We start from the raw sequence: 12,879 nt of genomic DNA, 5'->3' as shown, positions 1-12,879 counted from the left end.
TAAAAAAAAAAGCCTTTTTGCACAAAACAACCGTCATATTGCTCTTTTCTTAAAACCATAATCCCTGCAAATTTGCTTTTTCATCAATACTAAAAAAGATATGAGTAAAACGGCACGATTTGTAGTTATAATTAATGATAATGTGTTTTGGATGGAGAACCAGGCACTTCAGTTTTATGAGCGTTTATTTGAACAGAAAGATGCAGCGGTACAAACTGCAGAAGAAAGATTTTCTCAAAAAGAACTGTTTCGAATACAGAATGATTTTTCAATTGAAATTCTGATGGTTTATGAAGGAGAAAATCCGCAGTCATTTTTAAAATTAGATTCTTCCAGACTTTCCAATGAAAATCTCGAAGCAGAAAAAGCAATTTGTTTAAAAGACATCATTTATTTTAATGAAGAAGATTTAGCAGTGCTTTTTAAACGTGCCGAAGAAATTGCATCGCAGCGAAAACACGATTTAATTTGGGTAAAAGCTTTTGCTGTTGACGAAGTTTTAATAAAAACACTAAAAAATTTAGACTATCAGGAATTTGAGTTTCAGGAAAATACTATAGAAAAACAAATTTATTTCAAGAAAAAACTACGCTGATTTTGGTTTAGAGTGCTGATTTTGAGTCGGTATTTTATAAAACATTCCTATGATAGTATAAAGCAATATTGATTGATGTGATTTATTTTTAAGTGAAAATTTAAAGGAAAAAATTATGAGATCGATATGGACAGGTTCAGTGAGTTTTGGGTTAATTAATATTCCAATAAAAATGTTTTCGGCAGTTCAGGAAAGCAGTCTCGACATGGATATGCTGGATAAAAAAGACAATGCCAACATTAAGTTTAAACGTGTCAATGAAAATACGGGCAAAGAAGTCGATTTTGCCAATATTGTAAAAGGTTATATGCTGAATGATAAATATGTAATCCTAGACGATTCTGATTTTGAAGCCGCAGATGCCATTAAAACGAAAACAATTGATATTGAAAGTTTTGTTTTAGAAAATGAAATTCAAAGCATTTATTACGAACAGCCGTATTATCTCGAACCAGACAAAGGAGCGATGAATGCGTACGGACTGCTTCGAGATGCGCTTGAAGCATCTGGAAAAGTAGGAGTTACGCGTTTTGTTTTGCGAAACAAAGAAAGCCTTGCCATTTTAAAACCGTACAAAAATGTGATTGTTTTAAACCGAATTCGATTTGAACAGGAAATACGAAGCACCGATGAATTAAAACTGCCTCCGATTTCTAAAAAAGCAACAAAAGAAATGGATATGGCCGAAAAACTAATCGACCAGCTTACTGAAAAGTTTGATATTACAGGTTTTAAAGACGAATATACAGCCAAACTTTTGGATATTATTAAAAAGAAAGCCAAAGGGAAAGTTCAAAAAACGGCTCCTAAAATGAAAGTGGTTCATAAACAAGGCGACGATTTAATGTCAATGCTAAAAGCCAGTTTAGAGACTAAGAAGAAAAAATCTTCTTAGTCTTAGATTTTAATTTTCCAGTTGTTTTTCCTCCAATTTCTTGATAATCTTTTTGATATTGACACCTTTTGATAAAACAGGTTTCCATAAATCGCCCTTTTTCTCAAAACGCTGCAATACATTTTTTATCGTAAACTGCGACGGATGAAGTTTTTCATTTACTTCATTCCATTCTAACGGAGTCGAAACTGTTGCGCCTGGTTGCGGGCGGACAGAGTAGGGCGCGGCCAAAGTTTGTCCTCTTCGGTTTTGAAGAAAATCGATATATAATTTATTTTTTCTCTTTTTGATGCTTCGTTCAATTGAAGTGGTTTTTGGCAGTCTTGTGTGCACTTCTTTTGCAATTAATTCGGCCAGGATTTTAATAGAATCATAGTCGTATTGTGCGCCAAGCGGTATATAAATATGCAGTCCTGAAGCTCCGGAAGTTTTGCACAAACACTCGGTTTCCAATTCATCCATAACTTCTTTAACTACTAATGCTGTTTCGATTACAGATTTAAAAACATCTTCTTTCGCAGGATCTAAATCGATTACCAGCCAATCCGGATTTGAAATGTTTTTTATAGTGGAATTCCACGGATTGATTTCTATACAGCCCAAATTTGCCATATAAAGCAGCGTTTCTTTATCATTACAAATAAGATAATTAACATCGGCATCGTTTGATTCTGAAAAGATTTTTTTGGTTTTCAGCCATTTTGGAGTTTTGTCAGCATCAATATCTTTTTGGTAAAAACCAGGCGAATCAATTCCGTTAGGAAAACGATTCATCGATTCTGGACGGTCTTTTAAATAGGGCAGAATTAACGGTGCGGCTTCATTATAATATTGAATAATATCGCCTTTTGTAATTCCGTCCTGCGGGAAATAAATTTTATTTTGATTGGTTAAATGCAATATCGTTTTTCCAATTTTTAAATCGTAATCATTTTCAGTATGTTCTTTTAAATTTTCCATTTTTTCCTGATTGTGATTTATAGTTTTAGTTTTATCATTTCCATTAAAAACAACCTCTTCTGCTTTTTTATCAATTCGTAATCCCAGATAAACCGGATGTCTTAAATTGTTATCCTGCGTCCATTCAGAGTATTTTACCTGACAGACTAATTTGGGCTTTACCCATTGAATAGTATCCCGTAAAGGAACTTTTTCCTGCAATGGTGATTGATCTGTAAAAAGAGGTTTTAATTTAGTATAAAGTTCTTTTAAAACAGCTTCGGTAAATCCAGTGCCGCATTTTCCTATATATTGCAGATTTTTACCGTTGTATTGACCCAGCAAAATTGCTCCAAAATATTTTCGGGAATTTTTGGGTTCTGTAATTCCGATAATAATGGCTTCTTCTTCGTTAGAAATCTTTATTTTCAGCCAGTTATTGCTTCTTCCGCCAGCGGTATAAGAACTGTCTGCTTTTTTGGCAATTATTCCTTCGCTGTTATTTTTGCGGGCCTTTTCAAATTGCTCAATTCCATTTGCAATTGTATGTTCAGAATAGAAAATATTCGAAAAAGAATATTTATTAAATAAAATTTTAAGCAGTTCTTTTCGATCGAGGAGAGACAATTCTGTCACCTCATTTCCGTCTAAATTGAGTAAATCAAAAACATAATATTTTAAATTTCCAATTCCGGTTTTTAAATAGTTTTGAAGCAGTTGAAAATCGGCTCGTCCAGATTCATTTTCCACTACAATTTCGCCATCAAGAACTACGGTATGATCTATTTTTTTTAATTCGTCTGCAATAGGTTTAAAATTAATATCAAAAGAAATTTTATTTCTGCTGAATAATGCTGTTTTATCAGAGTTAACAACAGCAATCGTGCGGTAACCGTCGTATTTATTTTCAAAAATCCATTCCTCGTCATCAAAAGGTTTTTCTGTAATATTGGCAAGCATGGGTTTAATGAATTCGGCTTTTACAGTTTTTGCTTTAGGCTTTTTTTTTATGGCTTTTAGTTTGGTTTCTTTCTCTTCAGATTTGGCGGTCATCTTATCTGATTTTTTCTCCAGTTGTTCCAGACTTCTTTTAGAAATAACCGATTTGTCTTTTTCTAATATATCTGATTCTGAAGCATATTTATCCTGTTTTTTGATTAAAAGCCAGGCATTTTCCTGTTTTCCATGAAGTTTTACCAATGAAAATTCACCTTTCAGTTTTTTTCCTTTTAAGATAAAACTCAGACGGCCTTTTTTAAGATCGGCTAAAAGCTGTTTTTCATCAGAAGCTGTTTTTTCGTCAGAAGTATACGTTCCATTATCCCATACAATTACATTTCCGGCGCCATAGTTTCCGGCCGGAATTGTTCCTTCAAAATCTTTATAACTGTAAGGATGATCTTCAACCATCATCGCGAGACGTTTTACTTCGGGATCCATTGAAGGGCCTTTTGGAACTGCCCAGCTTTTGAGAACGCCGTTCATTTCCAGTCTAAAATCATAATGCAAATGCGATGCAGCATGTTTTTGAACGACAAAAATCAATTCATCGGCCGATTTTTCAACCTTGCCTTTTGGCTCGCGTGTTTGCTTAAAATCTCTCTTTTCGTTGTATTTAGACAGTGACATAGGCATTTGTTAATATTAAAATTGTCATTGTAATAGAGTAGAGAACTGTTGCGACAATAGCAAAAATTATATGAGCAAAGAACAGCTGAATATAATAACCTTTAAAGTCTATTGGGGGTTGATGATGGGTTATTTTAAACATAAATACCCAGCTGATAATACCAATCACACCGCTTATTACTCCTAGTAGGAGAGCACTTAACGGAGAAATTGGTAATATGTCCTTTACCCAAATAATGTGATACCCAAGAACAAACAAAAAACCGATTATATAATGCAGTAACCAGCCCCAAGTTTTTTTTGATTGTTCTGTAAGATTCAGTTTTAATTTCTCTAAAACAAAAGCAAGTAATACAGGTTCTTTATACAATTCCCTAAAGTTTTTTGACATAGCGTAACTAAACCAAGTCATGGCTGAAGTTGCGGCAATAGAAACCAGCAGTAATTGTATAATGATATATATAACCATACAAGCTTTTCTGAAATTAAATTGAATCGTATATCAAAGTTATTTCAGAAAAGCTTATTGTGCTTATACTATTAAAAGTTGTAATTATATAATTATCAGTATGTAAGAATTGGATTAAGAGGTTTTTTTACTCCCTAATTTGTAATTGGAGTTTTTAAGGTTTACTTCGGAAATGAGAGTCGCAGCAAAAATAAGACTGCCTCCCAAAAGCAATCGCAGCGAGAGATTTTCTCCAAGAATAAAGAATGCGGCTATGGCGCCAAAAATAGGTTCAAATAAATAAATTACCGCAACTCTTTCTGCCGATAAATATCGTTGTGATATATTTGAAATGGTGTACATGTATGCTGTAGAAAATAAGGCACAATAAATAACTCCAAGCCAAAATGTATTTCTTTCCGGAAACCAATCTGCGTTTTGATCTGTAAGTGCCAAAATGAAAGTGAATAAAGCACAAAATGCAAACATGGGTACAATTGACGTTAAAAGGTTTTTTGCAGCTGAATGTTTTTCTACAGAAATTAAATAAACAGCAAAAGCAAATGCTCCGGCAATGGTATATAGATCTCCCAGATTTATGGTGAATTTCTCTTTTACAGCAATAATAAATAATCCCGATAATGCTGTTAAAGCGGCAATCCAGATTTTTAAAGGCGGACTGGTTTTGTAAACGGTAAGTTTTATCAACGGAATTATAATAACACATAATCCGGCTATAAAAGAACATTGAGAAGCATCGGTATATTTTAAACCAACTGTCTGCAAATGAATTCCTAAAAACATAGGAACGGCCAAAACTGCACCGGTTTTAATAGATTCTAAATTGGTATTTCTAACATATTTCCAGAAAATCACAGTTAGAACCATTACAGCCATTAAAAAGCGATAAAATAAAAAAGTGGATGGCGAAAAATTTCCAATTGCTAATTTGGTAACAGAATAGGATATGCCCCAAAAGGCAGTGCCAATGATAAGTAAAACCAGTAAAATCTGCCTTTTATTCATTGATTAAAATTTTCTTCATCATTAAATCGGTTTGTTCGTCATCGCCCAATCTGAAAATATGGGTGTCAAATTGTACAAAACCATTTTTGGTATAAAAACTTACTGCCCTGAAATTCTTTTCCCAGACACCAAGCCAGATATAATGTACCTTTATTTCTTCGGCTTTTTTTAAAGCCTGCTTGTAAAGTTCCTGAGCGATTTTTTTACCGTGAAATTCCTTTAAAACATAAATTCGTTCTATTTCGAGCGCATTTTTTTCTTTCAATTCGGTTTGAGCTTCTCCAGTATTTAATTTTAAATAGCCAATTACTTCTCCGTCTAATTCTGCTAAATAAAAATATGAATCTTTATTGTTGAGTTCAGAAACCAGTTTTTCCATCGCAAAACTTTCATCCAGATATTTAATCATATTTTCTTCTGAATTTACATCCGAAAATGTTTCAGAAAAAGTTATTCTTCCAATGTTTTGAAGTTTTTCAGCATCACTAATCAGCGCTTTTCGGACTTTTATTGTGTTCATTTTTTTTATTATTAATGCATTAAAATCTGTTTTTTGTTTTTATAAATGCGTAAATTGCATCAATGGATTTACAGCAGATTAAATATTTTCTGGCTCTGGCCCGCGAACTTCATTTCTGGAATACTGCCGGAAAAATGAATATTACACAATCGGCTCTAAGCCGTCAGATTCAGTCTCTTGAAAATCAGCTTGGTGTTCAGCTTTTTGAACGTAATAAGCGAAATGTCAAGCTTACGTCGGCCGGCAGATTTCTTCAGGAAAAATGGGAAGTAGAGCTCAGTAAACTGGAGTATATACATCAATCGGCGCGTCAGATTCATTTAGGCGAAAGCGGTACACTTACCATTTCTCATCCGGATTCTATTTCGGCTTCTATTATGCCCGATATTTTATCGCGTATTTCTGATGCGTTTCCCAAATTAAAAATCAAACTGGTTCAGGTTTTGTATGAAAACCAGCAGGAATTTCTCCGCAATTATAAAATTGATCTGGCGATTACAAGAGATATTAACCACGCCAGAGATATAAAATCAGAAAAAATCTATACTGATAACCTGGCGATTGTAGTTCCTGAAAATCATCCTTATCAAAAGCCCGAAGATCTTACGAAAGAATCATTGGCAAATCAAAAATTTATACTGCCTACTACAGATGAAGGAAGCAGTTACAGTGATTTAATTCAACGATTGTTTAACTCTTTTGAAAATGCGCCCGAAGTTTATCTTCATTCTGAATTTGGTTCGGCTATAATTGCATTAGTTCGAAAAGGACTTGGTATAGCGATATTACCGGATTCGTATGTTTTTCATGAAATTTCAGGAATCAGATTTATCAAACTTCCGTTAGAAACCGATCTTTATATCAATTGGAGAGCCGAAGATCATAATCCGGTTTTGGCCAATGTTTTAAAACTGGTTGTTCCTTAACTTGTATTTAAGCTCTCAGCATTTCAATATGCGGAATTCCGTCTTCATCATATTGTTCTCCCTGCTCAACAAATCCTAATGACTGATAAAATTTTGATAAATGATACTGTGCACCAATTCTAATAGGACCATTTCCAAATTTTTGCTGACAGCCTTCTATTGCAGCTTCCATTAGTTTTACTCCTAATCCTAATCCGCGGTGAGAACCGGCAATAACAACTCTGCCTATAGAGATTTCCTTAAAAGACAAACCAGCCGGAACCAGCCGTGTGCTTCCGGCAAATTCGTTATTTACATAATACAGCAAATGAAAACTTTTCTGGTCTTTATTATCTAAGTCAAGATAAGCACAGTTTTGTTCTACAACGAAAATCTCGCTTCTTAAACGAAGCAGACTATACAATTCGTTATTGGTTAATTCATCAAAAGATTTAATACAATAATTTAAGGTCATATTCTAAGTTTACATTTTTGACAAAGATAAGACAGAGAGTAATGATATAAAATGCTTATTTTTTATCAAGTAATGCATGAAATGCATTAATGAATAGTTTGGCAAAAAAAAAGCAGATTACTTTTTCTTAAAAGTAATCTGCTTTTTTAAATAGTATTGTTATTTCTATTAATGAGAAACCGCTTTAAGCCCAACGATAGAACTTACTAAGGTTACAAGGAAAAACAATCTCCAGAAAGTTGCCGGTTCTTTAAAAACAAATATTCCCATTAACACAGTTCCAACCGCACCAATTCCTGTCCATACGGCGTATGCAGTTCCCATTGGGAGCGTTTCGGTAGCTTTTATCAGCAGCAGCATACTTATTGTTAAAGAGGCAAAGAAACCAATATACCAATAATACATTTCCATTCCTGCGGTTTCTTTTGCTTTTCCAAGGCAAGTTGCAAAGGCTACTTCAAAAAGGCCTGCAATAATTAAAATAATCCAGTTCATATAGTTAAAATTTATGGTACAAAGTTCCTTCTCTCAATTCAGAAAAAATTTAACAAATGATAAAAAAGTATTTTATTTTAATTCAGCCCGTATTCTGCTTAAGCTGACTTGTGTTATGCCCAGATAAGAAGCAATATGTCCTAACTGAATTCTTTTAATGAGTTCAGGATTGTTTTTTAAAAGATCTAAATAACGTTCAGAAGCATTTTTAAAAAGCTTGGATATCAATCTTTCTTCGGTTTTTATAAGTTCTTTTTCGGCAAATTTTCTACCCCAGTTGGCAATGTGAATGTCAGAATTAAACAATCGTTCTAAATCGGCTGTTTTTAATTCATACAATTCGCATTCTTCCAGAAGTTCTATGTTTTCATAACCATTTTGGTTTTCGACATAACTTTTCATCGAGATAATGGTTTCTCCTTCTTTACCAAACCAAAAAGTAACATCATTATTATCGTCATCAATATACGCCCTTACAATTCCTTTTTTAATAAAATAAATGCTGGATTCAACTTTGCCTGCTTTTAGTATTATATTACCTTTTGGACGACTTATTAAATTGATTGTCAGTAATAAATCTTTTTTTGACTGCTCTGGTAACTGATATATATGGTCGAGAATTAGAGAAATATCCATTTTAGGGTATGATTCGTTTTTTAAAATAATAAAATTCTTATTATTCAGGATAAAGTTATTAAATTTGATAGAAGACAAAATATAAAATCGAATTAAATGATTCTATTGCAGGTATATTATTTACCTTAAACTTCTCTCTATAGTTTAGCTTTTGTCGATTTTGCCCCTCTGATAATGTTTTAAAATTGTTTGAATTTCATAAGTAAATGTTTCTTTTCTGTTATTTTAAGGCAAGAAGCTGTTTTAATTTTACAACTTAATAATCTAAAAAATATGAATACAAGTAACACAAAAGCATTTGGTACAAAAGCAGCAGACGCATTGCTGGAAGAAATGACAATTGCACGCAGAGAGGTTTTAGCAAAAGATGTTGAGATCGAAATTTTATACTGTGGTGTATGTCATTCTGATTTGCATACAGCCAGAAATGACTGGGGAGGGAGCCAATATCCAGCAGTTCCGGGGCATGAAATTGTAGGAAGGGTAACAAAAGTGGGAAATGAAGTTACGAAACTTAAAGTCGGTGATTTAGCAGGAGTGGGCTGTATGGTTGATTCTTGTCATACCTGCGAAAGCTGTAAACAAGATTTGGAACAATATTGTTTAAACGGATTTACAGGAACTTACAATGGTAAGGATAAAAATATTGGCGGACACACTTTTGGTGGTTATTCTGAGAAAGTGGTAGTTGATGAGCATTTTGTTTTAAAAGTACCTTCAAATTTAAATTTAGCTGCTGTTGCTCCTTTACTTTGTGCAGGAATTACAACCTGGTCACCTTTAAGACACTGGAAAGTTGGAAAAGGAAGTAAAGTTGCTGTTGTCGGCTTAGGCGGACTTGGACACATGGCAATTAAACTTGCAAAAGGTTTAGGTGCCGAAGTAACTTTGTTTTCAAGAACTCCGGATAAAATACAAGATGCAATCGATTTGGGCGCTGATTCTGTAATTATTTCTACAGATGACCAGCAGATGAAATCAGTACACGGAAGATATGATCTTATTATTGATACAGTTCCTTATGTACATGATGTAAATCCGTATGTTTCTACTTTAAACATCAACGGAACTCTTGTATTAGTTGGTTACTTAGGGGGTTTAGAACCAATTTTAAATTCAGTGCCAATGATTATGGGAAGAAAATCTGTTGCTGGTTCTGTAATTGGAGGTATTGCAGAAACACAAGAAATGCTTGATTTTTGCGGTGAACATAATATCGTTTCAGAAATTGAAATTATTAAAATGCAGGAAATCAACGAAGCGTATGAAAGAATGCTGAAAAGCGATGTAAGATATCGTTTTGTAATTGATATGGATTCTCTTAAATCTTAAATAAAGATTAAAAAGGCAAAAAAGGCTTTCTGAAAATTATTTTCAGAAAGCCTTTTTTATTTAGATGAATGAACCTTTCGGGATGAAATATTTATAGATTAATTATCCGTGAGCTTCTACAGAAACATCATTCCATTCTTCCCACACTTTTAATTTTTGTTCATAGCTGTGTTTTACAAAAGGCAGAGCTACTCTTCCTAAAAATAAGCGTAAAGGAGGATTTTCACTTTCAACTAGTTTTACGATTGCCGGAGCAGTTGCTTCTACAATTCCGAAATCATTTTCTGATTCTGAAAATGCTTTTTTAAGACCATCATAAACCGGGTTACTTTCGCTGCTTATTCCGGTATGCCAGATATTCGATGCATATCCGTTTGGTTCAACCAGCGTAACATTGATTCCAAATTGTTTTACTTCTGCAGCCAGAGTTTCGCTTAAACCTTCAATAGCAAATTTTGAAGCGTTGTAAAGCCCCATGGTTGGTAAAGCTGCTAAACCTAAAATTGAAGAAACCTGAATAATGTGTCCGCTTTTTTGATTTCTCATAATAGGTAAAACAGCTTGAGTAAGCCATAAAGTTCCAAAGAAATTAGTTTCAAACTGCGCTCTGGCTTCATCTGGAGTTGCTTCTTCAATTGCTCCGGTTAAGGCATAACCGGCATTGTTGATTAAAATATCGATACTTCCAAAATGGTTTTGCACTTTTTCGACAATTGATAATGATTCTTCGCGATTGTCTACATCCAGTTTTAAAGTTAAAACCGATTGACCGTATTTTTCTTTTAAATCATTTAAGGTATCTACGTTACGGGCTGTAGCTGCAACGTTATATCCTTTTGCTAAAAATGCTTCTGCCCAGGTTTTTCCAAAACCTTTTGATGCTCCTGTAATTAAAATTGTTTTTGACATGATGTTTCTATTGTTGTTAATTAATGTTTATTGTTTATTGTTTATTGTTGGTTGTTGGTTGTTTACGATTGTAATTTGAAAATGACTGATCGGTCATTTTTTTAATAAAAAAAATTAGATGCTGTTTTGTTCAATTAAATTTTTAAGCGTTTTGGCTACGATTTTCATTTTATCATTACTGCCAGAAACTCTGGCCATTAAATGACCGCCTTCTAACATTGCAAACATTGCAGTGGCAAATTCTGCGGGGTTAAAATCTGTTTTGAATTCTTTATTGGCAATTCCTTTTTCTATAATGCCGGATAATAATTGTTGTCCTTGTTTAATAGCGCTGTTAACTTTTTCTTTTACGATTGGGTTAGTATCATCAGCCTCAGTTCCGAAATTCAATAAAGGACAGCCGCCAATAACGGGTGGGTGAGTAGGGTTGCTGAAAAAATCGATATAAGCAAATAAAGCTTCTTTAGATGTTGAGCTTCCACTTAAGGCATTTTGAAGTTTAGAGCTTAATATTTTCATATTATGATCGACAGCAGCGCAGGCCAATACTTCTTTATTTTCAAAATGAACATACATGCTTCCTTTAGACAATTTGGTTGCCTCCATAATGTCGCTCATAGAAGTAGCTGCAATTCCTTTTGTGTTAAAAATAGGAGCCGCTTTTTCTATAATAAACTGTCTGGTTTCTTCACCTTTTGCCATGATAGCTGAATTTTACACTGCAAATATATGACCGATTGGTCATAAAAACAAATATTTTTAAAGCTTTTTTACTTTTAGGATATTTTAAACCAAAAAAAGCGTGCCGTTAAGCACGCTTTTCCAATAGCTTAAGCCTTATTTTTAATGGCTTTCACTATTTTCAAACCCCAGAATTGTAATCATATAAGGTGTGTTAGAAACTTTGATTTTATTTACAATTGACATTTTTTCAAAACTCAATTGTAACAATTCTCCTGTTGATGGCGAAGTAATGTAAGCAAAGTTCTCTGTTAGCTGTATTTGAGGTTTTAATGCTGCATCGTTTGCAGTTTCACCAATAATTTTAGCTTCTTTTTCAACCTGCAGACTGTTTAGGTTAAACAACTTAAATTCACCTGAATGCAGTAAAACACCTAATTTTTTATGGTTGTAGCTTACTTTACACTGCATAATTGTTGTATTTTGGATAATAGGTTTTATAGTTCCGTTTACAACATCAATCAAATAAGCACCTTTTGCGGCAGTAAAACCAACAAATTTTCCGTTATAATCTGTTTCTAAAATAGTTCCAAACCAAGCTGTTCCAAAATCTTCTGGAAAAGCAATCAGTTTTTGTTTTCCATTATTTTCTACAACTAAAACACCGCTTGCAGAACCAAAAACGGCATAAGTTCCATCAGAAGCATTTCCGTGAATTCCTTTTGTAGCAAGAGTCGGCTCAAATAAAGTTTTACCTGTATTATCGATAATTTTTACTTTTTCAGGAAGTGTTCCTGTAACCGAATTATCTTTTACTGTAATAGCATACGTTCCGTTTCCAAAAGCGGCCATAGCACCATGATGTGCCAAAAGTCCGGCGTTGATGATTTTGAATTGCGCTCCGGCAGTATTTACATCCTTTTCTTTTGCAACAGATAAAGTTCCGTCACCGTCATTAAAAGTCAGGATTTCACCAATTTTACTTTTAAAATGCGTTGGAAGAGCCGATTGTCCAGTTAAAGCACCAAATTTTGGTTGTCCGTCAACATCAACATGATCGCCGTGGCTTTCAAATCCGCTGTCAAACGTTTCTACCGTATTATCCAGTCTGTGAACAATTCCTGCATATCGTCCGGATTCAGTTGTATAAAGTGAAGATTTTGCAAATTTAGCATTAAAGAAAGAAGATGTGGCATCAACCGGATTTACAAGCGTAAGCTGTGTAGTTTTCTCATCAGAAAGTAAAATTCTCAGATATTTAAATTCTGTTAATGCTTCATCTGGAGTTTCTGGAGTGGTATCATCATCATTGCTGCAGGAAACGGCAAAAAGCGATAAAGCAAATAAGAAAATCAGTTTGAAATAAGTTTTAGTCATTGTTAAAATGTATTTAG

14 protein-coding genes are annotated in these 12,879 nt (G+C 33.8%); 4 read left to right on the top strand and 10 right to left on the bottom strand.

Annotated elements, in window-relative coordinates:
- The first annotated feature begins 100 nt into the window (after positions 1 to 100).
- Entirely contained in the window at positions 101 to 595 is a 495-nt protein-coding gene (locus ACTJIW_RS07235) for a hypothetical protein (protein WP_149207608.1), read from the top strand.
- Positions 596 to 710: 115 nt separating this feature from the next.
- Positions 711 to 1,490, top strand: coding sequence for a non-homologous end joining protein Ku (gene ku, locus ACTJIW_RS07230; RefSeq protein ID WP_149207607.1), 780 nt, complete (start codon positions 711 to 713; stop codon positions 1,488 to 1,490).
- A 9-nt stretch (positions 1,491 to 1,499) separates the two neighbouring features.
- Here the strand turns inward: ku and ligD are convergent, their stop codons facing one another.
- The 4 genes from ligD to ACTJIW_RS07210 all read right to left on the bottom strand — a co-directional run bounded on the left by ligD (position 1,500) and on the right by ACTJIW_RS07210 (position 6,052).
- Entirely contained in the window at positions 1,500 to 4,058 is a 2,559-nt protein-coding gene (gene ligD / locus ACTJIW_RS07225) for a DNA ligase D (RefSeq protein ID WP_440718445.1), read from the bottom strand.
- Positions 4,045 to 4,527, bottom strand: coding sequence for a hypothetical protein (locus ACTJIW_RS07220; protein WP_012025287.1), 483 nt, complete (start codon positions 4,525 to 4,527; stop codon positions 4,045 to 4,047). Before ACTJIW_RS07220 ends, ligD begins: the two co-directional genes overlap by 14 nt.
- A 114-nt stretch (positions 4,528 to 4,641) precedes the next feature.
- The gene (locus ACTJIW_RS07215; protein ID WP_440715928.1) at positions 4,642 to 5,532 is read right to left on the bottom strand and encodes a DMT family transporter; all 891 of its coding nucleotides are present in this window, start codon (positions 5,530 to 5,532) and stop codon (positions 4,642 to 4,644) included.
- The gene (locus ACTJIW_RS07210) at positions 5,525 to 6,052 is read right to left on the bottom strand and encodes an N-acetyltransferase family protein (RefSeq protein ID WP_440715927.1); all 528 of its coding nucleotides are present in this window, start codon (positions 6,050 to 6,052) and stop codon (positions 5,525 to 5,527) included. The genes ACTJIW_RS07215 and ACTJIW_RS07210 overlap by 8 nt, the downstream gene beginning before the upstream one ends.
- A gap of 62 nt (positions 6,053 to 6,114) precedes the next feature.
- Here ACTJIW_RS07210 and ACTJIW_RS07205 point away from each other — a divergent pair, with 62 nt between their 5' ends.
- Entirely contained in the window at positions 6,115 to 6,978 is an 864-nt protein-coding gene (locus ACTJIW_RS07205) for a LysR family transcriptional regulator (protein WP_073409380.1), read from the top strand.
- 7 nt (positions 6,979 to 6,985) lie between these two features.
- Here the strand turns inward: ACTJIW_RS07205 and ACTJIW_RS07200 are convergent, their stop codons facing one another.
- The 3 genes from ACTJIW_RS07200 to ACTJIW_RS07190 all read right to left on the bottom strand — a co-directional run bounded on the left by ACTJIW_RS07200 (position 6,986) and on the right by ACTJIW_RS07190 (position 8,563).
- The gene (locus tag ACTJIW_RS07200) at positions 6,986 to 7,432 is read right to left on the bottom strand and encodes a GNAT family N-acetyltransferase (protein ID WP_440715926.1); all 447 of its coding nucleotides are present in this window, start codon (positions 7,430 to 7,432) and stop codon (positions 6,986 to 6,988) included.
- A 168-nt stretch (positions 7,433 to 7,600) separates the two neighbouring features.
- Positions 7,601 to 7,927 (bottom strand): DMT family transporter, encoded by a 327-nt coding sequence (locus tag ACTJIW_RS07195; protein ID WP_012025280.1) that lies wholly within the window; start codon positions 7,925 to 7,927, stop codon positions 7,601 to 7,603.
- 72 nt (positions 7,928 to 7,999) lie between these two features.
- Positions 8,000 to 8,563 (bottom strand): Crp/Fnr family transcriptional regulator, encoded by a 564-nt coding sequence (locus ACTJIW_RS07190; protein WP_274253251.1) that lies wholly within the window; start codon positions 8,561 to 8,563, stop codon positions 8,000 to 8,002.
- A 273-nt stretch (positions 8,564 to 8,836) separates the two neighbouring features.
- On the opposite strand from ACTJIW_RS07190, the gene ACTJIW_RS07185 reads away from it, so the two are divergent.
- Entirely contained in the window at positions 8,837 to 9,895 is a 1,059-nt protein-coding gene (locus tag ACTJIW_RS07185) for an NAD(P)-dependent alcohol dehydrogenase (RefSeq protein ID WP_121361484.1), read from the top strand.
- Between the two features lie 102 nt (positions 9,896 to 9,997).
- Here ACTJIW_RS07185 and ACTJIW_RS07180 read toward each other — a convergent pair whose 3' ends face one another.
- The 3 genes from ACTJIW_RS07180 to ACTJIW_RS07170 form a co-directional block, all read right to left on the bottom strand.
- Entirely contained in the window at positions 9,998 to 10,804 is an 807-nt protein-coding gene (locus tag ACTJIW_RS07180) for an SDR family NAD(P)-dependent oxidoreductase (RefSeq protein ID WP_440715925.1), read from the bottom strand.
- A gap of 114 nt (positions 10,805 to 10,918) precedes the next feature.
- Entirely contained in the window at positions 10,919 to 11,506 is a 588-nt protein-coding gene (locus ACTJIW_RS07175; protein ID WP_440715924.1) for a TetR/AcrR family transcriptional regulator, read from the bottom strand.
- A 141-nt stretch (positions 11,507 to 11,647) separates the two neighbouring features.
- On the bottom strand, positions 11,648 to 12,862 hold the full coding sequence (locus tag ACTJIW_RS07170) for a hypothetical protein (RefSeq protein WP_440715923.1): 1,215 nt from the start codon (positions 12,860 to 12,862) through the stop codon (positions 11,648 to 11,650).
- Positions 12,863 to 12,879 lie beyond the last annotated feature (17 nt).

The organism is Flavobacterium sp. 22659 (genome assembly GCF_052044235.1).
Classification (GTDB): domain Bacteria; phylum Bacteroidota; class Bacteroidia; order Flavobacteriales; family Flavobacteriaceae; genus Flavobacterium; species Flavobacterium johnsoniae.
The sequence above is the reverse complement of the archived record's forward strand: the minus strand, read 5'-3'. Positions and strand labels throughout refer to the sequence as shown.